The sequence below is a fragment of the Streptomyces sp. 142MFCol3.1 genome (assembly GCF_000424945.1).
Lineage (GTDB): Bacteria > Actinomycetota > Actinomycetes > Streptomycetales > Streptomycetaceae > Streptomyces > Streptomyces siamensis.
The window spans coordinates 326,513-352,603 of sequence record NZ_AUKV01000003.1 but is presented as its reverse complement, the minus strand read 5'-3'; the positions used below and the strand labels follow the sequence as shown (position 1 = coordinate 352,603).

Annotated in this window: 7 protein-coding genes; 6 read left to right on the top strand and 1 reads right to left on the bottom strand. The window is 73.3% G+C overall.

The window, feature by feature from the left end; all coding sequences use genetic code 11:
• Positions 1–7: 7 nt before the first annotated feature.
• Positions 8–1,141: an MFS transporter gene (locus H305_RS0106135; protein ID WP_037762535.1), complete on the bottom strand. Its 1,134-nt coding sequence runs from the start codon at positions 1,139–1,141 to the stop codon at positions 8–10.
• A 722-nt stretch (positions 1,142–1,863) separates the two neighbouring features.
• Between H305_RS0106135 and H305_RS0106130 the strand changes: the two genes are divergently transcribed.
• From H305_RS0106130 to H305_RS0106105, 6 genes are all read left to right on the top strand, one after another.
• Complete coding sequence (locus tag H305_RS0106130; protein WP_028799642.1) at positions 1,864–2,979, top strand: GNAT family N-acetyltransferase; 1,116 nt, start codon at positions 1,864–1,866, stop codon at positions 2,977–2,979.
• A gap of 489 nt (positions 2,980–3,468) precedes the next feature.
• The gene (locus H305_RS0106125; RefSeq protein WP_028799641.1) at positions 3,469–4,914 is read left to right on the top strand and encodes a glyceraldehyde-3-phosphate dehydrogenase; all 1,446 of its coding nucleotides are present in this window, start codon (positions 3,469–3,471) and stop codon (positions 4,912–4,914) included.
• A gap of 595 nt (positions 4,915–5,509) precedes the next feature.
• Positions 5,510–7,234, top strand: a complete 1,725-nt coding sequence (locus tag H305_RS0106120; RefSeq protein ID WP_051370386.1) for a fatty acyl-AMP ligase — start codon at positions 5,510–5,512, stop codon at positions 7,232–7,234.
• 217 nt (positions 7,235–7,451) lie between these two features.
• Entirely contained in the window at positions 7,452–21,956 is a 14,505-nt protein-coding gene (locus tag H305_RS44610; RefSeq protein ID WP_078628893.1) for a type I polyketide synthase, read from the top strand.
• 53 nt (positions 21,957–22,009) lie between these two features.
• Complete coding sequence (locus H305_RS50175; protein WP_078628892.1) at positions 22,010–24,925, top strand: thioester reductase domain-containing protein; 2,916 nt, start codon at positions 22,010–22,012, stop codon at positions 24,923–24,925.
• Positions 24,922–26,058 (top strand): alpha/beta hydrolase, encoded by a 1,137-nt coding sequence (locus H305_RS0106105; protein WP_028799639.1) that lies wholly within the window; start codon positions 24,922–24,924, stop codon positions 26,056–26,058. The genes H305_RS50175 and H305_RS0106105 overlap by 4 nt, the downstream gene beginning before the upstream one ends.
• The last annotated feature ends 33 nt before the right edge of the window (positions 26,059–26,091 follow it).

Below are 26,091 nucleotides of genomic sequence, written 5' to 3'. Positions count from 1 at the left end.
GGCGGGGTCAGCCCACTGCCGCCCGCCGGGTCGCGAACCCGATGACGGCGGCCACGGCTGCCAGCGCCGCCACACTCGTCAGGGCGGTGGGCAGCGAGTACCAGTCGGCCATGAATCCGATCGCGGGCGGTCCGAGGAGCATGCCGCCGTAGCCGAGCGTGGACGCGACGGCGACGCCGCTCGGACCGGCGAGCGACCCCGCGCGTTCCACGGCGACCGGGAAGATGTTGGCGAGCCCGAGCCCGGTGACGGCAAAGCCGAGCAGGGCCGCCCAGACCGAGGGGGCGAGCGAACCCAGCAGCATGCCGAGCGCCGCCGTGGTGCCGCCGGCGACGAGGGTGCGGGTCCGCCCCAGGCGTTCGAGGAGGGTCGTGCCGCTCAGCCGCCCGATCGTCATGGCGAGGGCGAAGCAGGAGTAGCCGGCCGCCGCGACGCCCGGGTGCGCGTCCAGGTCCTGTTCCAGGTGCAGTGCGCCCCAGTCCGCGAGGGCGCCCTCTCCGTAGGCGGTGCACAGGGCGATCAGACCGAAGACGATCACCAGCAGGCGGACCCGGCCGTCCATGGTCCGACCCGCGTCCGCGTCCCGGTCCTCGCGATCGGGTGGCGTCGGCACCTCCTGGCGGAGCAGGGTCCGTCCGGCGAGAGCCGTGACGAGCAGGCCGATCAGACTGAGACCGAACAGATGGCGGGTGGCGGACAACTGGCCGGCCACCAGACCGCCGAGTCCCGCCCCGATCATGCCGCCGAGGCTGAACGCCGCGTGGAAGCTCGGCATCACCGGACGGCGCAGAGCGGCCACGAGGTCGACGGCCGCACTGTTCATGGCGACGTTGATCCCGCCGTAGGCGGCACCGAACACCAGCAGTACGGCGGCGAGTGCGCCCGCGGAATGCGTCAGCGGAGGCAGCATGACGCTGAGCGACAGCAGGACGCCGCACACCACGGTCATCGGGTGGCTGCCGAAACGGCGGCACAGCCGTCCGGTGAGCATCATCGTGATCACGGCGCCCGCGGAGACGCCGAGCAGGGCGAGGCCCAGGGTGCTCGCCGAGGCGCCGGTCTGTTCCTTGACCGCGGGAATGCGGACGACCCATCCGGCGAAGACGAAGCCGTCCAGGGCGAAGAAGGTGGTGAGGGCCATACGGAGCCGGGTGAGGTCGTGACCTGGCGTGATGTGAGGGGTGAGGGGTTTGTTTATTAGCGGCACAAATTCAGGCTAGGTGGGTGGGTCGGCGGAGGCAAGAGAGTTGACGGCTGAACGATCGGGGGTGGCCGGACGGACGGTCGGCCGTATGCGGCGGTCCTCGCCTGTTCCTGTGACTCCGTCGCGCCTGTTTCTGTGAGGCGTCGCGCAGCTTCGGTCGCCTCGTCGCGCGGACGGACGGGCGGGAATGCCCCGTCGCTGTCCGGTCGACGGCGTTCGAGGCTGCCGAGGCGTCGAACCGGTGTGGCCGGTGGGCCTCCGGTGGGGGAGTGCGGCCATGGTGGCGAGTGGGGCGTGCGGGGTGGCCTCCGGTGTCTTCGGAAGGCGCGAAAACCCGGGATGTGCGGGTCGGACGGCCCTGAGCGGACCGGTCCGCCCGATCCGCCGACTTCCGTTGCGGTAGGTGCCCTTGACAGCGTGCGTACTGTTTCGCGACGTTTGAGCCCTGCCGAACCGTTCAGGTCTCGGCCGCCGGTCGAGTGGGGAGCGTGTACACGGCGGGATCGGCAGATACCAAGGAATGGCAGCACGCGGACAGCGCGTCATGGGGGGAGAGCGGTCGTCCATGCGTTCCATGAACAGTGATCCACACGCCTCACCGGCCTGCGTCGCGACCGGTACGTCCCTCGCGGAGTCTCTGGAAGGGCGGTTGATCTGAGGTGGACATAACGATCCACGGACTCGACGAACTCGGTGCCTCGCTGTCCAAGGCGTGGCATCAGGCCATGGACGAGTCGCCCGTGTACGCCAACCCGTTCCTGGCGCCGGAGTTCGCGATCGGGGTCGGCAGGCACCGCTCGGGGGCGCAGGTGGCGGTCCTGTGGGAGGACGGGGAGGCCGTGGGCTTCTTCCCGTACGAGCGCAACGTCTTCGGCGTCGGCCGGGCCGTCGGGCTGGGGCTCTCCGACTGCCAGGCCCTCGTGCACCGCCCCGGTGTCACCTGGAACGCTCAGGAACTGCTGCGGGCCTGCGGCCTGTCCATCCTCGAATTCGATCATCTCGTCGAGGAGCAGAGGCCTTTCGCCAAGCACGTCACGGGGACCTTCGCCTCGCCGGTCATCGACCTGGAGCGCAGCGACGGCGACTACGCGCGCTGGCTGCGCGCCACGTACCCGGGGCTGGCCAAGACGACACTGAAGAAGGAACGCCGGATCGGGAGAGACGCCGGCGAACTGCGGTTCGTCTTCGACGAGCGCGACCCGCGGATGCTGCGCCGGCTCATGGAGTGGAAGTCCGCGCAGTACCGCAGGACGGGGCGGATGGACCGGTTCGCGCGGCCGTGGATCGTCGATCTGGTGGACCACCTGTTCGACGTCCGCGAAGAGCATTTCACCGGCGTGCTGTCCGTGCTGTACGCGGGGGACCGGCCGGTGGCGGCCCACTTCGGGCCGAGGTCGCGGACCGTGCTCGCGGCGTGGTTCACCGCGTACGACCCCGACTTCCACTACTACTCACCCGGGTTGATCATGCATCTGCGGACCGCGGAGGCGGCCGGCCGCGACGGGGTGCGGATCATGGACCTGGGGCGCGGTGACAAGGAGTACAAGGACTGGCTCAAGACCCGTGAACTGCGCGTGGGCGAAGGCTTCGCGGCCCGTCCCCATCCGGTGGCGGCGGCGCACAGAATGTGGCGCAGACCGGTGCGCGGTCTGCGCAACACGGTCCTCGCGCATCCCGCGCTCAGGGAGAGGGCCGACCGTCTGCTGAAGACGGCCGGCTCGATGCGTACGTCGCGTCGGCGGGGCTCCGGCGGAGCGGGGGCGCGGTGGCGCTGAGCGCCGCCTCCCTGTGAGGGGCCTGCGTGCGGGGCGGGCGTCCGGTGCGGCTGCGTCTCCGTCGTGCTGTCGACGGGTTCGCGGGCGGGCCGGGTGTGCCTGCGACGGCCGCGGCGTCCGCGGCCGGGTGGATGGGGTCGCGAGGGTGGTGCCGTACGCCCACCGCGACGTCCTTGTTCCTGTCGGGGCGGGGGCGAGTTGTCCGTGCGCCGACCGCGTCGCTGCGACGAATGCGTCGCGAGAGCGCGGCGCCGACGGCAGGTGGGTGGGCCGCGCCATCCCAACTCCTCTTCGTGAGCCGCCTCCTGATCCCGGACGGCCCGTGACGGCGACGGCGTCTGGACCGCGCGCTTCCTCCGGCTCGGCCGCCCGGTATGTAGTGATATGGCCGAACAATTCACCGTGGCGATGCCTCAAGTGGTCCTGCCCGCGTGACCGGAAGAGGGTCGGGTTAGCATATGAGCACCGCCTAGCTCGAAAGATAAACCTGTGACTGTCAATGACGACTCGTTCACCAACTGGAAGAACCGCGAGGAGATCGCGGAGTCGATGATCCCGATGATCGGGAAGCTGCACCGGGAGCGTGACGTCACGGTCCTGCTGCATAGCCGGTCGTTGGTGAACAAGTCGGTGGTCAGCATCCTGAAGACCCACCGATTCGCACGGCAGATCGCCGGTGAGGAACTCTCGGTCACCGAAACCCTGCCTTTCCTGCAAGCTCTCACCGCGCTCGATCTCGGCCCCTCCCAGATCGACATCGGCATGCTCGCCGCGACGTACAAGGCCGACGACCGCGGTCTGTCGGTGGCGGACTTCACTGCCGAGGCCGTCGCCGGTGCGATCGGCGAGAACAAGCTCGACCGCTCCACCGGCCGTGACGTCGTCCTCTACGGCTTCGGCCGCATCGGCCGCCTCGTCGCCCGTCTGCTGATCGAGAAGGCCGGTTCCGGCAACGGCCTGCGCCTGCGTGCCATCGTCGTCCGCGGCGGCGGTGACCAGGACCTCGTCAAGCGCGCCTCGCTGCTGCGCCGCGACTCGATCCACGGTCAGTTCAACGGCACGATCACGGTCGACGAGACGAACAGCACGATCGTCGCCAACGGCAACGCGATCCGGGTGATCTACGCCAACGACCCGTCGGACGTCGACTACACGGCGTACGGGATCAAGGACGCCATCCTCATCGACAACACCGGCAAGTGGCGCGACCGGGAGGGTCTCTCCAAGCATCTGCGCCCCGGTATCGACAAGGTCGTCCTGACCGCCCCTGGCAAGGGTGACGTCCCGAACATCGTCCACGGCGTCAACCACGACATGGTGAAGCCGGACGAGCGCATCCTGTCCTGCGCCTCCTGCACCACCAACGCCATCGTCCCGCCGCTGAAGGCCATGGACGACGAGTACGGCGTCCTGCGCGGCCACGTGGAGACCGTCCACTCGTTCACCAACGACCAGAACCTGCTGGACAATTACCACAAGGCCGACCGTCGCGGCCGCTCCGCGCCGCTCAACATGGTGATCACCGAGACCGGTGCCGCCTCCGCCGTCGCCAAGGCGCTGCCCGACCTCAAGGCGCCGATCACCGGCAGCTCGATCCGTGTCCCGGTGCCCGACGTCTCGATCGCGATCCTCAGCCTGCGGCTCGGCCGAGAGGCCAGCCGCGAAGAGGTCCTCGACTACCTCCGCAACGTCTCGCTGCACTCGCCGCTGAAGCGGCAGATCGACTTCACCACCGCCCCCGACGCCGTCTCCATGGACTTCGTCGGTTCGCGCCACGCGTCGATCGTGGACGCCGGCGCCACCAAGGTCGACGGTGACAACGCGATCCTCTACCTCTGGTACGACAACGAGTTCGGCTACTCCTGCCAGGTCATCCGCGTCGTCCAGCACGTCTCCGGGGTGGAGTACCCGACCTACCCGGCCCCGGTGGCCTGACTCGTAGGTCTCTGACGGACACCCGGAACGTTCCGGACAACCCTGGACACCGGGGAGGTCCACCGGGTCCTCGCGACGGGCGGGGTGGTCGGAGAGGCGGTCGGACTCGTCGCGAGTCCGGTCGCTCTCCCACCATCCCGCCCGTCGTCGTGCGCGGGGAGACCTGGTCCGACGGGTTCGCCGAGCCGCTCCGTGCGGGCGTCAGGATGCGCCAGAATTGGCATCATCCATGCGTTGGCCGCGCGTCAGATCGTCCAATTCCTCGTTGAATACCCGGGGTTGCATCCGACGGGGCGGCGAGTCTTGCTATCGTCCTACTCGTCGGTAGCAAGCTGCACGGGGGTAGCGAGGCACCTGCGCGCACAACGCGGCTGCTCCTCGGGCGGGTTGGCCGAGACGGACGTTCTGGCAAGGGGGCCAGGCGGCCACGGTCACCACGCGGACGCGTCGAGGCGTCCCTCAGACATGCCTTCGAACGCCACTTCTCCCATCCTCCAGCTCGACGGACTTCATATCTCCGGACCTCATCACCCGGTCCCCATTCCACGGACTTCGCTTTCCGCGCCCCATGATCCGAACAGGTGAGACTCGTCAAATGGCCCGTTCCCTGGTCGACTTACTGACCGTGCACGCCTCGCAACAGCCCGAGGCGACCGCCTACCGCTACCTCCTCACGGGCGACGCTGACGGGGAGGTCCAGGACATCACGTACGCGAGGCTGGCCCGTCGTTCCCGTGCCGTCGCCGCCTGGCTCCAGGACCGCGGTCTCGCCGGTGCGCGCGCCGTGCTCCTCTATCCGCCCGGCATCGAGTTCATCTGCGGCTACCTGGGCTGCCTTTCGGCCGGAGTCGTCGCCGTGCCCGGCGTGCCCCCGCAAGGGCGGTCCAAGAACCACCGCGCGCTGATCCGGACGAAACGCCTGATCGCCGACGCGGACGCCACGGTCGTCCTCGGCGGACGGGAGGTGCTCGCCGCCCTGAGCGCCATGGCCGAGCACCTGCCCGAACTGGCCGGTATCACCTGCGTCGCCACCGAGGACATCCCCGACGAGGCGGCCGACGCCTGGCACGAACCCGACCTCGCCCCCGATCAGGTCGCCTTCCTCCAGTACACCTCCGGCTCCACGTCAGTCCCGCGCGGAGTGATGGTCACCCACGGAAACCTGCTGGACAACGAGCGGATCATCACGGAGCGGATGGGGCACACCCCCGACGCGATCGCCGAGCACCGCCGCGAGATGTTCGTCAGCTGGCTGCCCGTGTACCACGACATGGGCCTGATCGGTCCGGTCCTGAACACGGTCTACCTCGGCGTCACCGCGACGCTGTTCTCCCCGCTGCACTTCCTGCAACGGCCCGGTCGCTGGCTCGACGCCGTGACCCGGTACCGCCCGCACACCAGCGGCGGCCCCAACTTCGCGTACGAGCTGTGCCTCAAGCACGCCACGCCCGAGCTCCTCGACGGCCTGGAACTCAGTTCGTGGAAGGTGGCGTTCAACGGTGCCGAACCGGTGCGGGCCGCCACACTGCGGCGCTTCGCCGACACCTTCGGCCCGGCCGGCTTCCGCCGCGAGGCCTCCTACCCGTGCTACGGACTGGCCGAGACGACCTTGATGGTCACCGGCGGATCCATGCCGGCCCCTCCGGTCCTGGTCGACGCGGCACCCGGCGGACCGCACGCGGGAGAGGCGGACGCGGCGGCGGTGGGCTGCGGCCGGCCCGGCCCCGGCACCACCGTGGTGATCGCCGACCCCGAGCTGCAGGAGGAACTGCCGGACGGAGAGGTCGGCGAGATCTGGGTGGCGGGCGCCAGCGTCGCCAAGGGCTACTGGCGCAACGCCCTCGTCACCCGCGAGACCTTCCGCGCCACACTGAAAGGCCGCCCGGACCGCTTTCTGCGCACCGGCGACCTCGGCTTCCTGCGCGACGGCGAACTGTTCGTCACCGGTCGCCTCAAGGACCTGATGGTCGTCGACGGACGCAACCACCACCCGCAGGACCTGGAGCTCTCCGCCGAGATGTCCCACTGGGCGCTGCGTCCCGGGTGCACTGCGGTGTTCTCCGTGGACGGCGGGACCGCGGGTGAACAGCCTGTCGTCGTGGCGGAGTTGTCCCCCGAGGCGGCAGGCGAGTCCGAGAAGATCACCGACCTGATCCGCAGCGCGGTAGGCCGGGCGCACGGGGTGCCGGTCCGCGCCATCGTGCTGGTGCACCCCGGCTCCATCCCCAAGACGTCCAGCGGCAAGATCCAGCGCCACGCCTCCCGGGAGGCGTATCTCGCCGGAACCCTCTCCGTGCTCGACGCCGCCGCTTTCGGGTGACGCGGCGGCCCCGACGCGACGCGCGGCGCCCTCGGTCGTAAATGCCCTGCGTGGGGGCCTGTTGCCTCACCGTCGTCCCGCCCTGCCGTTCGTGCGGAACCAGCCCGACCGTACGGAACCCATCCTGATCGTCCGGAACCCAGCCCCTGGTCGTACGGAGCCCAGACGGGTCGTACGGAACCACGCTGAGCCCGAGTTCACGAGGACACCTCTTCAGATGCCTTCGCACGAATCCGAGAAGCCGTCACCCGAGACGCCCGTCACGACCCCTGAGGAAGCACGGGCCTGGCTCACCTCGGCCGTCGCCCGGGCGGCCGGGATCGACCCGCTGAGCGTGGACACCGACCGGCCGATCGCCGAACTCGGACTGGGTTCACGGCAGTTGGTGACCTTGGTGGCGGAGCTCTCCGCACGGACGGGCCGGATCCCCGAGCCGTCCCTCGCCTTCGACCACCCCACCATCGCCGCACTCGCCGAGGCGGTCCTCGGCGACGGGACCCCCGGCGCGACGACTGCCTCGCAGGGCACGGCACCGGACCGGCTGCGGACGCGGGGCGACGACGACGTCGCGATCATCTCCATGGCCTGCCGCTTCCCCGGCGGTGCCGACGACCCCGAGGCGCTGTGGCGGCTGCTGGCCGCGGGCGAGGACGCCGTCACCGAGGTACCGGCCGGCCGCTGGGACACCCGGGACCTCTTCGACCCCGACCCCGACGCCGTCGGCAAGACGTACACCCTGCGTGGTGGCTTCCTCGCGGACATCGACCGCTTCGACGCCTCCTTCTTCGGGATCTCACCGCGGGAGGCGGCGGCCATGGACCCGCAGCAGCGGCTGCTGCTGCAGACCGCCTGGGAGGCCGTCGAGCGCGCCGGGATCGTGCCCGGGACCCTGAACGGCAGCTCCACCGGTGTCTACGTGGGCCTGTACGACAGCGGGTACATGGCCTCCGCCCAACTGGGCCTGCTCGACGGGCACGTCGGCACGGGATCGGCGTCCAGCGTCGCCTCCGGACGGATCGCCTACACCCTCGGCCTCCAGGGTCCGGCGGTGACCCTGGACACCGCCTGCTCCTCCTCCCTCGTCGCCCTGCACCTGGCCGCGCGGGCGCTCGCCGCGGGGGAGTGCGACATGGCGCTGGCCGGCGGTGCCACCCTGCTCGTCACCCCGCGCGGCCATGTCGAGTTCAGCAAGCTGCGCGCGCTGTCGCCGTCCGGGCGGTGCCGCCCCTTCTCCGCAGACGCGGACGGAGTGGTGTGGGCCGAGGGCTGCGGTCTGGTGCTGCTCAAGCGACTCGCGGACGCACGCCGGGACGGCGACCGGGTGCTCGCGGTCGTCAGGGGCTCGGCCGTCAACCAGGACGGCCGCAGCCAGGGACTGAGCGCCCCGAGCGGCCCCGCCCAGGAACGAGTGCTCCGCGCGGCGCTCGACGCCGCCGGACTCGGACCCGACGACCTCGACCACGTAGAGGCGCACGGCACCGGAACGCGGCTCGGCGACCCCATCGAAGGCCGGGCCCTGGCCGCCGTCTTCGGCCCCGGGCGCCCCGCCGACCGACCGCTCCGCGTCGGATCCCTGAAGTCCAACATCGGTCACACGCAGGCCGCGGCGGGCATCGGCGGCGTCCTCAAGACCGTACTGGCGCTCGGCCACGAACTGATCCCGGCCTCCCTGCACGCGGACCGGCCGACGGAGCAGGTCGACTGGGCGGGCGGTGGCCTGCGCGTGCACAGCAGCGCCCAGCCCTGGCCACGACGCGGCGACCGCGTACGGCGGGCCGGGGTGAGCGCGTTCGGGATCAGCGGCACGAACGCCCACGTGGTGCTGGAGGAGGCACCGGCGGAACTCGCCCGCCCGCTCTCCGGGCCGCCGCGTGCCGTCCGGCGGGACACGGGGCAGGACTCCGTCTTCGGCGGCGCGCCCTCGGCGCCCCGCGGGTCGCGGCCGTCCGCCGAGTCCACCGAGCGGGCGCAGTCGCAGCCCCGATCCGAAGCCGGGCCGGGCGAGGCGCCGGCGCCTGTGCGGCAGGCGTCTGCCGAGTCCCCTGAGCCGCAGCCGCAGCCGCAGCCGCAGCCGCAGCCGCAGTCGCGGGCGCGGGCGCAGTCCGAAGTCGGGCCGGGCGAGGCGCCGGTGCCCGTGCGGCAGGTGTCTGCCGAGTCCCCTGAGCCGCAGCCGCAGCCGCAGCCGCACGCGCAGTCGCGGGCGCGGGCGCAGTCCGAAGTCGGGCCGGGCGAGGCGCCGGCGCCCGTGCCGCGCGCGTCCGCCGAGTCCGCTGGACAGCCGAAGCCGAAGCCGAAGCCGAAGCCGAAGCCGGACCCGAACCCGGCGCCGCGGCCCGCCCCCGCCGATTCGTCCGACGGCCGGCCCGCCGCACCGACCGGCATCCTCTTCCCGCTCTCCGCCCGTACCCTTCCCTCCCTCCAGGGACAGGCGCGTCGGCTGCTCGGGACGCTCGGCGCGGAGCCGGGGCTGTCCCTGCCCACCGTCGCGGGGACACTCGCTCACCACCGCACGCACTTCGAGCACCGGGCCGTCGTCCGGGCCGGCGACCGCGACGAACTGCTGGCCGCCTTGCGGGGGCTGGCCGACGGGCAGCCGGACACGGCGCTGACCGTCGGACCCCAGCAGGCGGCCCCGCCGGGCAAGGTGGCCTTCGTCTTCCCCGGCCAGGGCGCCCAGTGGGCCGGCATGGCCCGCGATCTCCTCGACGCGTGCCCTGTGTTCGCCGACGAACTCGACCGATGCGACGCCGCGCTGCGTCCGTTCACCTCCTGGTCGGTGACGGCAGTGCTGCGCGGTGACGAGGGCGCCCCCTCATCGGACCGCGTGGACGTCGTCCAGCCGCTCCTGTTCGCCGTGATGGTGTCCCTGGCCGCCGTGTGGCGGGCCCGGGGCGTGCGTCCCGACGCCGTGATCGGGCACAGCCAGGGCGAGGTCGCCGCCGCCTGTGTCGCCGGAGCGCTCGGCCTCAACGACGCGGCGGCGGTGGTCGCCCTGCGCAGCCAGGCCCTGACCGCGCTGTCCGGCACCGGCGCGATGGCCGTCGTGGCGCTCCCGCACTCCGAGGTCGAGGCCCACCTCGCCGAGCTCGACGGCCGGGTGTCCGTCGCCGCGGTGAACAGCGGCCGCTCGACGGTCGTCGCGGGAGACGTGGAGCCCCTGCGGGCGCTGCTCGCCCACCTCGACCGCCGACAGGTGTTCGTGCGCCGCCTCGACGTCGACTACGCGTCCCACAGCGCCCAGGTGGAGTCCGTCCGCGGCACGATTCTCGACGAACTCGACGGCGTCACCACCTTCCCGTCCTCCGTCGCCTGGTACTCGACGGTCACCGCCGAGCCGGTCACCGAGGAGCTCGCGGCCGACTACTGGTACACCAACCTCCGTGAACCCGTCCGGTTCGCACCCACCGTGGAGCGCATGGTCGCCGACGGGTTCCGCCACTTCGTCGAGCTCAGCCCCCACCCCTCCCTGCTGACGGCCGTGCGCACCGTCGGCGACGAGCTCGATACCGACCTGCTCGCCGTCGGATCGCTGCGGCGCGACGAGGACGGACCCGCCTGTCTCGACCGGGCTGCTGCCGAACTCCACGTCCATGGACGACGGATCGACTGGGGCCGGCTGATCGCCGCGACGGAGCCGGCCGACCTGCCGACGTACGCCTGGGACCCCCAGCGCCACTGGATCGAGCCCGAACCGGCCGGGGCGGTGCCGAGCCTCCTCGACCGTGCCGCGCATCCGCTGCTCGGCGTCCAGCTGCGGTCCGCCGACGAGACCCGCTGGACCTTCCGCAACGAGTGGTCCTCGGCCACCGCCGACTGGCTGCCCGACCACACCGTGTTCGGCCGGACCGTGGTGTCGGGCACCACCCAGATGGAGCTGTGCCGCGCCGCGCTCGACGCGGCCCGCCCGGACGACCCCGCCGACGTCACCGACCTGGTGCTGCTCGCGCCCCTCGTGCTGCCGGAGTCGGGCACGGTCGAGGTGTCCGTCGAGGTCGACGTCTTTGGACCCGCACCGGAGATCACCGTGCACAGCCGCCCGCGCGGACAGGCGGACCCGAGCTGGACCCTGCACGCCACCGCCTCCGCGGCGTCCCCTGCCCCGGACACGGCAGGCCCCGCGCCACAATGGCCGCGGACGGCGGAACCGTCCTGGAGCGCACAGACCTACGAACGGCTCGCCGCCCTGGGGCTCGTCTACGGTCCTGCCTTCCAAGGCGTTCGTTCGGCGGCCATCACGGGTGACGGCGAGCTGCTGGCCCGGATCTCGTTGCCGGCCACGGCCCGGGACACGGCCGACCCGTACCCGGTGCACCCGGCCCTGCTCGACGCCGCGCTGCACGTGGCCGCCGCGCTCGACGCGGCGGACGGCCGGGTACGGCTGCCGGTCGCGGTGGGCCGCTGCGCACTGCCGCCCGGCGGTGCGCACGATCTCACGGCGCTCGTGCGCCGGTCGGAGATCTCCGGGACACGTGCCGGGGCGGGGGAGCCCGGCACGGACCTCACTCTGGACGTGACGCTGTGGGATGCCGACGGCCTCCCGGCGGGCCGGCTGGAAGGCGTACGGCTGCGGGGCGCCGATCCGGCGGACCTCACCCGGGGCTCCGGGAACGCCCGCCACCTCTACGAAGTCGCGTGGACGCCCGCGCCCGACGAGCCTGCCACGCAAACCGCCCACGAGTGGACGGTCGTCGGCGACCGGTCCGACCCTGAGGTGGAGGCGGCCCGGCGCGTGCTCTCGGCCGCGCGGACCGGCGGGCGCGAGGAGGGCGCCGAAGCCGTCGTACGTTTCTGGCCGCGTCCGGCCGAAACGGAACAGGGCGCTGCCGCACACGAGTTGGCGGTGTCGGCGCTGGCCGAGCTACGTGCCCTGATCGCGCTCCCGCGGGGCGGGGCACCGGCCCGGACCGTGTGGGTGACCCGGGGCGCGGTCGCCGCCGGGGGCGGGGACGAGGTGCCGGGCCTGGCCCAGTCGGTGCTGTGGGGCCTGGTGCGCAGCGCCCGCGCCGAGCACCCCGACCTGGGGCTGACCCTGGTCGACCTCGACGGCTCCGATCCCGCCGGGGCTCTGCCGGCCGCCCTGGGGCGGACCGACGAGCCCGAACTCGCCGTACGCGACGGCGCGTTGCTCGTTCCCCGGCTGGTTCGTGCGGACTGTCCCGAGGCGGGCACAGCGGCCGGGGCCGTGCCCACCGACGGCACGGTGCTGATCACCGGAGGCCTGGGCGCCGTCGGCCGGCACATCGCCCGCCTTCTCGCCGAACGCGGCGCCCCCCGGCTGCTGTTGACCTCACGACGCGGTCCGGACGATCCGCGGGCGGCCGACGTCGTCGCCGAACTGCGCGCGCTGGGCGCCGAGGCAGAGGTCGCCGCGTGCGACGTCGCGGACGCGGCGGCCGTGGCCGACGTCCTGGGCCGCGTCGGCGCCCAGTCGCCGCTGCGCGGCGTCGTGCACTGCGCGGGCGTCCTCGACGACGGGGTGGTCGCCGACCTCACCCCCGACCGCCTCGCGAAGGTGCTGCGCCCCAAGGCCGACGGCGCCGGTCATCTGCACCGGCTCACCGCCGGCGCGCCGCTCGCCCTCTTCCTGCTGATCTCCTCCGCCGCGGGAGTCGTCGGCAACGCGGGACAGGCCAGCTACGCCGCGGCCAATGTCTTTCTCGACCAACTCGCCCACCACCGGCGGGCCCTGGGTCTGCCCGGTACCTCCGTCTCCTTCGGAGCCTGGGCCGGTGAAGGCCTCGCCGCCGAGCACGCCGACCTCGCGCGGATGGCCCGGACCGGCCACCGCGCCCTCACCGCCGACGCCGGCCGGGAACTCGTCGAACTCGCCCTGTCCCACGGCGCGCCTCACCTGGTCGCCTGGTCCCTGGACCTGCCCCGGCTGCGGGAGACCACGGCCGCCGCGGACAGTGCGACGACGGCCCTGTGGCGCTCGCTGCTGCCCGCGCCCCGCCCCGGCCGAGGCGGCGAGCTGGCCGACCGCCTGGCCCGGCTGCCGCAGCCCGAACGTGCCGGCCCCGTCCTGGCCCTGGTCCGCGAGGAGGCCTCCCGCGCCCTCGGCCTGCGTTCGGCGGAGTCGGTCCGTCCCGATCAGCCACTGCGCGACCTCGGCATGGACTCGGTGACGGCGGTGGAACTCCGCAACCGGATCAGCACCCGCATCGGCGCCAGGCTCCCCGCGACCCTGGTGTTCGACCACCCCACGGCGGCCCGGCTCACCGAACATCTGCTGGCCACCGCACTCGCGACGAGCGGGCCGGCGGCCCGGGCGACCGCGTCCGGCACACGGCCCGCCGTCGTCCGAGCCCCCGCCTGCGACGAGCCTGTGGCCGTGGTCGCGATGGCCTGCCGCGCACCGGGCGGCGTCGACGACCCGGACGCCCTGTGGCGCCTGCTCGCCGAGGGCCGTGACGCGGTCGGCGCCTTCCCGGACGGCCGCTGGGACGTGGAGGCGCTGTACGACCCCGACCCGGACGCCCCGGGCAAGACATACGCCCGCGAAGGCGGGTTCCTGGTCGACGACGCCCTCAGGACCTTCGACGCGGCCTTCTTCGGGATCACGCCGAGGGAGGCGGCGGCCATGGACCCGCAGCAGCGTGTCCTGCTGGAGACGGCGTGGGAGGCGCTGGAGCGTGCCGGGATCGTGCCGGGAGGACTGGCGGGGAGCAGCACGGGTGTGTACGTCGGCATGTTCGGCAGCGACTATCTCGCGGGCTCCCGGCTCGACCAGCTCGACGGCTACGTCGGCACGGGATCCGCGCTCAGCGTCGCCTCCGGCCGGCTCGCCTACGCCCTGGGCCTGCACGGCCCCGCCCTGACGGTGGACACCGCGTGCTCGTCGTCGCTGGTGGCGCTGCACCTGGCGGCGCAGGCCCTCAGGTCGGGAGAGTGCGACCTGGCGCTCGCCGGGGGCGTGACGCTCATGGTGACACCGCAGACCTTCGTGGAGTTCAGCCGGCTGCGCGGACTCTCCCCGACGGGGCGGTGCCGTTCCTTCTCCGACGACGCGGACGGCGCCGTCTGGGCCGAGGGAGCGGGCATGATCGTACTGAAGCGGCTGAGCGACGCGCGGCGCGACGGCGACGAGGTGCTGGCCGTGCTGCGCGGAACGGCCGTCAACCAGGACGGCCGCAGCCAGGGGCTGTCCGCGCCGAACGGCCCCGCGCAGGAACAGGTGATCCGCCGGGCGCTGGAGGCCTCGGGGCTGGAGCCCGCCGACATCGACCACGTCGAGGCACACGGCACGGGCACGACGCTGGGCGACCCGATCGAGGCGAACGCCCTGGCGGAGGTCTTCGGCCGCTCCCGTCCGGTCGGACGGCCCCTCCACGTGGGCTCGCTCAAGTCCAACATCGGTCACGCACAGGCCGCTTCGGGCGTCATCGGGCTGATGAAGGTGGTGCAGTCGCTGCGCCATCAGGCGCTGCCGCGCACCCTGCACGCCGACACGCCGAGCCGTCACGTCGACTGGGAGGGCAGCGGGCTGCGGCTGCTGCAAGACGAGGTGCCCTGGCCCGCCTCCGCCGAGCGGGTCCGGCGCGCCGGCGTGAGCGCTTTCGGCATCAGCGGCACCAACGCGCACGTGATCGTGGAGGAGGCACCCCGCGCCGAGGAAGTCGTACAGCAGGGGCGACCGGCCCCGGGGCAGCCGCTGTTCGTGCTGTCCGCACGCGGCGAGACCGCCCTGCGGGGGCAGGCGGCACGACTGGCCCGGCACATCGGCGGCGGCGCCGAGCTGCCCGCTGTGGCGCACACGCTGGCCAGGCACCGCAGTCACTTCGAGCGGCGCGCCGCGATCGTCGCGCACGACCGGGACGAGCTGCACGCCCGGCTCGACGCGCTGGCCGCAGGACGGGCACCGCTGGCACCGTCGCGCGAGGAGACCACCGGCAAGGTGGCGTTCGTCTTCGCCGGGCACGGCGGCCAATGGCCGGGCATGGGACTTGGGCTGATGGCCGGGTCGCCCGCCTTCGGTGAGGAGCTCGCACGCATCGACGCCGCCGTGCACCGGCACACCGGCTGGTCCGTCCTCAACGTGCTGCGCGCGCCCGAGGAGTTTTCCCCTCTCGACCGGACCGAGTACCTCCAGCCGGTGCTCTTCGCGGTGAACGCGGCCCTGGCCGCCGGCTGGCGGGCGCTCGGTGTCATCCCGGACGCCGTGGTCGGACACAGTCTGGGCGAGATCGCCGCCGCCTACGTCGCGGAGGCCCTCACCCTGGACGATGCCGTGAGGGTGGTGACCGGGCGCGCCGGAGCGGTCGCACCCCTGGTCGGCGAAGGGGGCATGCTGTCCGTCGCACTGCCGCGGGCCGAGGTCGAGGGACTGCTCGCTCCGTACGCCGGCCGGCTCTTCGTCGCGGCGGTCAACAGCGGCCGTTCCACGGCGGTCTCGGGCCGGGCGGACGACCTGACCGAGCTGCGCCGACACCTCGACGAGCGGGGTGTTCCGGCCAGGCCGCTGTCGACGCCGTTCGCCTCGCACACGCCGTTGATGGAGCCGCTCCGGGCGGACCTGCTCGACCGGTTCTCAGGCGTCCGAGGCACCGTGGCGCCGACCACGCTGTACTCGACGGTGCGCGCGGAACCCGCACCGGGCGACCTGCTCGACGCCGCGTACTGGTACGCCAATCTCCGCGAACCCGTCCGGTTCGCCGACACCGTCCGCGGCATGCTCGACGACGGCTACCGCTGGTTCGTCGAGCTGAGCCCGCACCCGTCGCTCCTCCCGTCCGTCGAGGCGGTGGCCGCCGAGGCGGGCACCGACGCGGTCGGCGTCGCCTCACTGCGCCGCCGGGAGGACGGACGCGACGTGCTGCTGAGCAGGCTGGGGGAGTTGTACGAGAGCGGGTACACCCCTGACTGGCAGGCGTTGTTCCCCGAGGGGCAGAGGGCCGAGCTGCCGACGTACGCCTTCGCCCGTGAACGGCACTGGCTGGCCCCGGCGCCCGCGGGCGGCGGCGGCTCACCGCTGCTGGGCACGCACGTCGAGTCCAGCGACGAGCCCGACCGGCACCTCTTCCAGAGCGAGATCGACCTGCGCGACAGCCGGTTCGCCTATCTGACCGACCACCGCGTCGGCGGTGAAGTGTGGCTGCCCGGCGCCGCGTTCCTCGACATGGCCCTGGCCGCAGCGTCCGCCGTGCGGGACGGCCTCGACACGCGGCGGGCCGAAGTGAGCCTCGCCGACGTGCGGTTCCTGCACCCGCTGCGCCTCGATGCGGACCGGCCGATCCGGCTGCAACTGGTCGTGCGGCCCGCCGCCGACGGTTCCCGGAGCTTCACCATCGCCTCGGCGACCGCGGGGGAACGGCCCACGCGCTGGCAGCGGCACGTCGCCGGACGCCTCGTCGTCGACACTGGCGAGCTCACGGGGCAGTCCACCGCGGAAGTCACCGGGGGATCCACGGCCGAAGCCGCCGCGGAGCCTGCCGCCGAACCCGCCACGGAGCCTGCCGCCGAGCCCGCCGGGGGAGCCATCGGCGAGACGTACGAGACGCCCCGCGCGCTCCGCGAACGGTGCGGGCAGGAAGCGGACCTGCCCGCCGTCTACGCACGCCTCGCTGCCCTGGGCATCGAGTACGGCCCCGCCTTCCGCGGCCTGGAGGCGGGCCACCGCACGGACACCGTGGCGCTCGGCCGCCTCGCCGACCGGGCCGCCGCCGGCCATCTGCTGCACCCCGCCGTGCTCGACGCCGCCTTCCACAGCGCCGCCCTGCCGACCGGCGCCCCGCAGGAACGGGCCTTCGTGCCCGCCGGCGTCGGACGGCTGCGCTTCACCGGGCTGCGCACCACCCCCGTGTGGGTCACCTGCGTCCTGCGGTCCCTGGACGGCGACACCGCAACCCTGGACCTGCGGCTCTGGGACCATGACGAACAACTCGTCCTGGAAGCGGTGGATCTCGAACTCACCGCACTGTCACCACTGGACGGCGCGCTGTTCGAGACCCACTGGCAGCCCCGGCCGGCCGCACAGGAGCCGCCCCCGCAGGGCAGTTGGCTGATCCTGGCCGACGAGACCGGGACGGCCGGCGAGCTCGCCGAACGGCTCGGCAACTCGGTGCCCCATGTGATCGTCCGCCGCGGCGACACGTTTGGCAGGCAGGGACCGGGCCGGTACGTCCTCGATCCGGCCGACCCGCGCCAGCTGGCCCGGCTGCTGGACGAGGCGTTCGCCGACACACCACCCGAGCGGGTGGTCCAGCTCTCCGCCCTCGACGCCCCGCCCGTCACGGACGCCCGCACGGCCGAGGAGTCGGCCCGCCTGTGCTGCCTGAGCACACTGCATCTCGTACGCACCCTCACAGGCCGCACCCGGGGCCCGGTGCCCCGGCTGTTCGTCATCGCACGGGGCAGCCAGGCCGCGGGAGGCAGCGAACAGGTGACGCACCCCGAGCAGGCGCTCGCCTGGGGGTTCGGGCTCGCCGTCGCGCAGGAGTACCCCGAGCTGTCCACCACCCTTGTCGACCTGCCGTCCGAAGGCGGCACCGACGCCCTGTGGACACAGCTGAGGCACGCCGACGACGAACGCCTCGTCGCGCTGCGGGAGTCGGGTCGCCTGGTGCCCCGCCTGGCCCGCACCCGCGCCGACGAGGACGGGCACGGCGCCGTCACCGCGGACGGCGTGTACCTCGTCACCGGAGGCCTGGGCGGTCTCGGCCGCGTCGTCGCCGAACGGCTGACCCGGCGGGGTGCCCGCCGACTCGCCCTGATGAGCAGGGGCATCCCCGACGAGGACACCCGGGACTGGATCCGCGGCATCGAGGAGCGGGGCGTCACCGTGCACCTCGCACGCGCCGACGTCGCCGACCGCGACAGCCTCTCGGCAGCCCTGGACGCCCTGCGACGCGAAGCCGGCCCCGTCGCCGGGGTCGTCCACGCCGCCGGTGTGCTCGACGACGCCACCGTGGCCCGGCTGACCGACGAACGCGTCCTGGGCGTCCTCGCCCCCAAGGTGCTGGGCACCGCCCTGCTCACCGAACTCGTCCCGGAGGCCGGCAACCTGGTCCTCTTCGCGTCCGCGGCCGGACTCCTCGGCTCGGCCGGACAGAGCCCGTACTCGGCGGCCAACGCCTTCCTCGACGCCTGGGCCCATCACCTCTCCCGCGCCGGCCGCCGCGCACTGAGCCTCGACTGGGGTGCCTGGGCAGGAGTCGGCATGGTCGCCGAGTCCGGCACCCGGGCCGCGCAGACCGGCCGCTCGGGCCTGCTCGCCTTCTCACCGCAGGACGGTGGCGACATGTTCGAGCGTGTGCTCGGCACCGCACGCCGTCAGCTCGCGCCCATGGCCCTGGACTGGGACATGCTGGCGCTCGCCCCGGACGTGGCGCGCTCCCGCCCGGTGCTCGCCGACCTCGTGGCCGCGCCGGCTCGCACGGCGGACCTGGACGGGCTCGTCAGAAGGGTGTTCGAGGCGACGCCGGGCCACGACCGTGCCACCTGGCTGGAGGCGTACGTACGCGCCCGGGTCGAGGAGGTCGCCGGAGGCGTCGTGGACGTGTCCGCCACCACGGCCCTGAAGGAACTCGGCCTCGACTCCCTGATGCTGGTGCGGCTGCGCAACGCCTTCGCCCGGGAACTGGGCGTCGAACTCCCGACGGCCGAGATGTTCTCGGCGAGCGACATCCGCTCTCTCGCACGCGCCCTCGGCGAGGTACTGCCGGAACGCCCGACCTCGGCACCGGGGAACCCGGCGGGGACGGCGGGCCACCCGCCGACGGGCGTGCCGAAGACCGAACTGCGTCCGGTCACCCGTGACGTCGTACGCCTCCTGCGCAGCGCCCGGCCGGGTATGCCGGACGCCGCACACGCCGTGGGCCTCGCGGTCCGGCTCACCGCCCCCACCGACCGGCGGACACTGACCGGCATCCTCACCCGCCTCTCCGGACGGCACGCCGCCCTGCGCACGGCGATCGTCAGCGACAGCGAGGCCGGGAGGCAGCTGCGCGTCGACCGGGAGCTCGCCGCACCGCTGCTGCGCTGGACCACCATGGACGACCCGGCCGGACTCGACGCAGGGGCCCGTCTGAAGGAGCTGCTGGAGCCGCCCTTCGACCTGGCCGAGCCGCCGCTGTGGCGGTTCGAACTGCTCGACGGCGGTGCGCACGGCCAGGTGCTGGTGTTCGGCGCCCATCACGCGGTCAGCGACCTCCAGTCGCTGCTGCTCGTGGCCGGGGAGATCGACGTCGAGCTGTCCGGCACCCCGCTCGGGAACGACGTCACCAACCGGGACATCGACCTGCTGATCGAGGCCCAGCGGCCGGGCGGCGCCACCGCCCTCACCGAGTGGCGAGAGGCCTTCCACGGCAGCGAACGCCTCGACCTCACCCTCGCCCGGCCCCGCCCGAAGACCCGCGCGTACCGTGCCGGCAGCGTCACCCTGGAGATCCCCGCCGGGCTCACCGAGCGCGTGGCGGAGGCTGCGGGCCGGCTCGCCGTAACCCCCGCCGCCTTCTGCCTCGGAGTCCTCACCGTGCTGCTCGCGAGGACGCGGCAGCGGGAGCGCTTCGTCCTCGCGGTGCCCGTGGACACTCGCATCCACGCCGACGCGCACGACGCCGTGGGCTTCTTCGGCGTGCCGGTGCCGTTCCCGGCCCGGGCCGGGGCGGACGAACGCGTCGAGGACGTGGTGCGCCGCACCGACAGCGGCCTCGACCGCATCCTCGCCCGTGGCGCCATGTTCTCCGACGTCCTGTCGGCCCTCGCCTCGCAGGGCTTGCACCGCCCCGAAGCCCCGCTGGTGGAGGTGTACTTCAACTACGTCCGCTCGTCGGCGGGCGGCCTCACCCGCCTGGAAGTGCTCCCGGCCGGGACCGGCTACACCGACCTCGACCTGATGGTCACCATGACGCCCGACGCGCGCCGCGTCCGGCTCGACCACAACCTCGACATCCTCGACGCGGCCACCTCCACCGGACTCGGGGAGGAGTTCCTGCGCCTGCTCGCCGAGGCGGCGCAGGATCCGACGACGACGATCGATGCCGCAAGGGGCACGGCGACGGCGGGCGCCGCGGCGACGGCGGGCGCCGCGGCTACGGCGGGGGCCGCGGGAGACACGGCGGGGGCCGCGGGAGACACGGCCGCGGCAGGTGAAGCTCAGGGTAGGGGCAGGAGTACGACCGTGGAGGTCACCGTGCCGGGTACGTTCGCCCTCGCGGCCACCTTCGCCCTCGGCGACCTGCCCCGGCTGTGCGAAGCGGCGGTGCGGGACGACACCCCGGACGGCGGTCTCACGGTCACGGAAGCCCCGTACCACCAGGTCCTCGCCGCCCTGCGGGACCCGTCGGGCGTCTTCGCCGACCCCGCCGCGGAGATCGGTGTCGTGCTGCTGCGCGCCGCGGACCTGACACGGTTCGGGCCGGTGGACGACGGGCTGCTCGCCGAGCTGCGCGCCGCGTATCCCGCCGCGGTGCGGGACCTGACCGAGCGGACCAGGAATCCGCTGATCTTCGGCTTCCTGCCGTCCGCCCGCGAGGAGGACGGTCGCTTCGCCCGCTGGGAGCGCGAACTTGCCGCCGAACTCGCCGGGTTGTCCGGCGTCGCGGTGCTCCGGACCGACGACTGGACCACTCGGCACGTCGTCGAGGACCGCTTCGACGAGCGCACCGAGCGCCTCGCCCACCTCCCCTTCACCCCGCGCTTCCAGGCGGCGGTGGCCCTGAGCCTGGCCGACGTCGTCCGGGCCGTACGCCGTCCCGCGCCGAAGGTGATCGCGGTGGACGGCGACGAGACCCTGTGGGGCGGGGTGGCCGGCGAGATCGGTCCGTCGGCCGTGGACCTGACCGGCCCGCGCGCACTGCTGGCCCGGCGGCTGCTCGAATGGCGTGCCGCGGGCGCGCTGCTGGCGCTGGTCAGCAACAACGACGAGGACACGGTCCGGTCCGTCCTCGACCGGCCCGAAAGCCTCCTGAAGGCGGAGCACTTCAGCGTGCTCTCCGCCACCTGGGGCCCGAAGCCCGGACGCCTCGCCCAGGCGGCGCGCGCGCTCAACCTGGGACCGGACAGTTTCCTGTTCCTCGACGACAATCCGGTGGAGATCGCGGGGATGCGGTCGGCGCTGCCCGAGGTGCTGTCGGTGACCTGCCCACCGGCCGCAGAACTGGAGGAGTTCCTCGGGCGGTTGTGGCCGCTGGTCCCGGCCGCCGTCACAGCCGAGGACGCATTTCGGGCCCGCTTCTACGAACAGGAACGGGAACGCGACGCCGCGCGCGGCCAGGCCGGATTCGAGGAGTTCCTCGGCCAACTGGGTCTGGAGGTCGACATCCGCGAGCTGAGCGGGACGGACGTGCCGCGGGCCGAGCAACTCGTGCGTCGGACCAATCAGTTCACCCTCCGCGCGCGATCTGCCGACGGCGGTGATCTCGCCCGGTGGCGGGAGTGCGGCGAGGTGTGGACAGCCGCGGCCCGGGACCGCTTCGGCGACTACGGCCAGGTCGGGCTGCTCGCCGTTCGCGCCGAGGGCGACCAACTGGACGTGCTGGCCTGGATGCTGAGCTGCCGTGCGCTCGGCCGGGGTGTGGAGGAACACCTGCTGCGCCGACTGGCCGACCACGCCGACCGGCTCGGCTGCGCCAAGGTCCGGCTGACCGCGGAGCGCACTCCGCGCAATGCGCCGGCCCGTCGGCTCCTCGCCGCGCTCGGCGGCGGCGATCCGGACGACGAGCGACTGGAGAGCGTGGTCGCACCGGAACAGCTGCGGGCCTTCCGCTCCTGGCGGCAGCAGTGAAGTCCCGGCGGCAGCAGTGAAGAACACGACCGTGCACACCGTGAAGGGTTCTCATGCCTGACGTGAACGACGACGCCCCGGCGCAGACCGGGCAGCGCGCGACCGCCGAGTCGATCGAGCGGGGCGGCTCAGGGCTCGACGTGGACGCCCTGCTGGCCAGGGTCCGGTCGGCCACCACACCGCCGGGGACCGGCCCGCACGCTCCGGCCGAAGCCGCGGTGGCCATGGGCGTACCCGCCCCCGAGAGCCGTGGTGACGGCGACACCGCGGGGGCGGACTTTGGCTCCGGCGCCGGTGCCGGTGGACCCGGCAGCGGTACGGCTTCCGGGGCCCGGAGCAGGGGGACTTCGCCCGGCACGACCTCCGACGGCGGCGCCGGCACGGCCTCCCGCAGGAGCGCCGATACGGCCTCCACCAGTACCGATACGGAGTCGCCCGGCACCGGCAGGGCACCCGGCACCGGCAGGACACCGGGCCCGGCGTCGCTCCGCCCGGACGGCGCCGACGCCCTGCGGGACGTGGAAGCGCTGGCCGCGGCCATCGCCGCCGCCGCGGCTCCGTACGTGCCCGACGGGCATCTGCCGCTCGACGCCGACTTCTTCGACGCCGGAGGCAGTTCCGTGGGCGCCGTGGAACTCGTCGCGGAGCTGGAGCGGATGCTCCGGACGGAGGTCGGTCTGGACGACGTGTTCGCCGACGCCCGTCCGCGCAGCCTGGCACGGCGGTGGCTCTCGGCCAACGGGGCCGGAACCGTCCTCGCGATCCCGATCACGCCGGAAGATCCGGTGGCCGGGACGAGTCCGGCCGCGCCGTCCACCCCGGCGGGCGGCAAGGCGGATGCCGGGGTCACCCGCCCTTCGGCTCCCGCGACGGGCAGCCCGACTTCCGCCGACGGTCGGGCAGTTGCCGTGACCACCCACCCCGCGACACACGCGGACGAGCGGACGGCTGTCGCGACCACCGGCCCCGCGATCTCCGAGGGCGCCAGCCCGGCGCCCCCCGCCGGTCCGCGACTCGCGTGCACCGCGCGTGCGCTCCCTGCCGTAGTCGCGCGCCCCCTCCGCGTCCCGTCCCCGCGCACCCCGCCGGTCTCGGCGTCCGCCCCCGAACCCGACGGCCGCGCCGCCGCGTTCGCGACGGCGCGCTCGGAGGATCTGGACCAGATCCTCGCCGACCTCGCTCTCGCGGACCGGCTCCCCTGGACCGGCGCCCCCGAACCGCTGCCGCCCCGCCGCATCCTGCTGACCGGCGCCACCGGCTTCCTCGGCGGACACATGCTGCTGGACCTGTTGCGGCACACCGACGCCCACGTCCACTGCCTGGTCCGCGCTGCGGACGAGGAGACGGCCACCGCCCGGCTCGGCGAGCAGCTCAGGAGCTACCGGCTTCCCTGGTCGTCGGAGGTCCGCCGCCGGGTGACCGTGCTGCCCGGCGACATCCGGAGCCCACGGCTCGGCCTGTCCGACGAGCTGTGGGACACCCTCGCCGATGAGCTGGACAGCGTCGTCGGCGTGGCGGCGGCCGTCGACTTCCTGCGCGGCTACCAGTCGCTGCGACGCAGCAACGTCCTCGGCGCCCTGACCCTCGCCGAACTCGCCGCGACCGGACGGCCCAAACCGCTGCACCACATCTCCTCGATCGCCGTCTTCAACGAGGTGGGCATCGCCTCGATCGGCGAGGACGATCCCCTCGCCCGCGTCGACCGTCTCGTCTCCGGCTACGACCAGAGCAAGTGGGTGGCCGAGGTAGCGCTCCGCCGGGCCCGTGACCACGGCCTCGTGGTCACCGCCCTGCGTCCGGGCGGCATAGGCGGTCACACCAGGACCGGTGCCCACAACCCCCAGGACCTCAGCAGCGGCCTCATCTCCGCCTTCGGCCGCTTCCGCACCGTGCCCGCCTTCCGGCACCTGAACGCGGCCCCGGTCGACTGGGTGAGCCGCGTCGCGGTCGCCGCCGTGTGCGACCCCGACGCCTGGGGTTACGACTACAACCTGACCGGTGTGCCCAACACCCTGGACGACGTCGTACGCGACATGGCCCTCGGCGGCATGCATGTGCGCGTGCAGGGCTGGGACGAGTGGCGCGGCGACACCCTGGACCGGCTGGACGCCGAACCGGTGCCCGAACTCGCCTTCCTCGGCCGCGTGTTGCGCAGCCCCACCGCCCTCAAGCTGTGCGAGGCGACCCTCACCGGACCGGCGGCCACCGACGACCGGACGGCGGCGCTCGTCGAGTCGCTCGGACTGCCGGGGGCGGCTCGCTACGATGCGCGGGCCCAGCTCGGCACGTTCGAGCGGCTCGCCGAGGACGGTCTCGCCCGGCTGCCCGGCAAGGACGACCACCCGTACCTCTGGTTCGCCGAGACGGCCGAAGGAAGCGTCGGTCCGGTCGGCGCTCCGCCCGACGTGCCCTGCTCCATGGCGCTCACCCTGTCCATCGCGAGCATGTACCAGCTCGTGAAGGAGCGCCGGGTGGACGTCGCCGGCACGCTGACCTGCACTGCCCTGCACCCCGAGCCGCTCACGGTCGAACTCGGCGACCTTTGGGTGCGCCCCGAGGAGGGTATTCCGCAGGAGCACGGGATGCGCCACCAACTCCTGCGCTACAGACTGTCGTTGCGGGACGCGGACGGCGGGCGCTGGTGGCTGGAGGGCCACAAGTACGCGCGGGCCCGCCGCGACGTCTGGCGGCAGGCCCGCGCGCTGACCGTCGAGATCGGCCGCGAGGGCGAACCGGCCACCCTGGCGGGCGAGATGGTCGTACCCGCCGACCGTTACGTGCGCGACCAGATCGACGGCATCAAGGTCGACCCGCGCCTGACCGGCCGGGAGAAGCGCGCCGCCAAACTCACCTGGCTCGCCTGGTTCGGCGCGGAAGTGGGCCGCGGACTGCTCGGCCCCTTCGCCCGCGCCGCCGCGGACCTCCTCGACCTGCGCCGCACCCCCACCCTCACGGAGCACAAGCGATGATCTTCAGGACGACGGGCTCACCGGCCCGGGCCGCCCGTCGCGGGACGAGGACCGCCACGGTCCCGCGCCCCCTGCGCCACCGCCTCGATCCGGCGGCCGTCGAGGAGATCCCGTTCCACGCGGGCGACGGCGTCAGGCTCGGCCTGACCCGCGTCGGCGAAGGGGCGGGCGAGGGCCCCGCGGTGCTGCTGCTGCACGGACACACCGCGTCCGCGGACATGTTCCTGCTGCCGGAGACCCGCAACCTGGTCGACGTCCTGCTCGACGACGGCTACGAGCCCTGGCTGCTCGACTGGCGGGGCAGCTGCCGGCTGCCGTACAACGAGACCGGCCGGAGGTACACCTACGACGACGTGGCCCTGTACGACGTCCCCGAGGCCGTCGCGCACATCAGGCGACGGATCGGCGACCGGCCGCTGTTCGTGGTCGCCCACTGCATCGGCTCCCTCGCCCTGTCGCTGAGCATGACGGCGGGGCTCGTGCCGGGACTCGCGGGCGTGGTGTCGCAGGGCGTGTTCCTGACGCCGAAACTCGCGGGGCGCACCTCGCTGCGCATGTCCGTGGCCGGGGAACTGCTGAAGGGCCGGATCGACCACATACCGGTCGACTTCCGAGCGGTCGGTCTGAGATCGAAGTACACGCCGCTGTTCGCGCTGGCCGGCCGGAAGGCGAGCTGCCCGGACCCCACCTGCCAGATCCTGCACAACTCCGCCTGGGGCACGGGCGCGTCGCTCTTCGTGCACGAGCACCTCTGCGAGACCACCCACTACCGGCTCGCGGAGCTGCTGGGCCCCGCCCCGCTGTGGATCCTGCCGCATCTGCGCCGGATCGAACTGGCCCGAACCGTGGTCCGCTGGCACGACACCGACCACCGCTACCGGGCCCTGCCGGCGAACGCGCTGGACGCGGCGGCCCGCATCGACACCCCCGTCCTGCTCCTCGCGGGCAGCGAGAACGGTCTGTGGCTTGACTCCCAGGAACTGTGCCGCGACGTCCTCGCCCGGCGGCAGCCCCAACTGGACGTGTCCTACACCGAGATCCCCGGCTACGGGCACCTGGACACGTTCCTCGGCCGGGGCGCCGCCCTCGACGTGTTCGGTCACATCCTCGACTTCCTCGGCGAACGCCGATGACGCCGGGCCGGGCCGACAGCTACCGTACTCGCC

Excerpts from the sequence above, each read along its gene's own strand:
- H305_RS50175 (WP_078628892.1), top strand. The coding sequence starts at position 22,010 with ATGCCTGACGTGAACGACGACGCCCCGGCGCAGACCGGGCAGCGCGCG.
- H305_RS0106135 (WP_037762535.1), bottom strand. The coding sequence starts at position 1,141 with ATGGCCCTCACCACCTTCTTCGCCCTGGACGGCTTCGTCTTCGCCGGA.
- H305_RS0106120 (WP_051370386.1), top strand. The coding sequence starts at position 5,510 with ATGGCCCGTTCCCTGGTCGACTTACTGACCGTGCACGCCTCGCAACAG.
- H305_RS0106105 (WP_028799639.1), top strand. The coding sequence starts at position 24,922 with ATGATCTTCAGGACGACGGGCTCACCGGCCCGGGCCGCCCGTCGCGGG.
- H305_RS44610 (WP_078628893.1), top strand. The coding sequence starts at position 7,452 with ATGCCTTCGCACGAATCCGAGAAGCCGTCACCCGAGACGCCCGTCACG.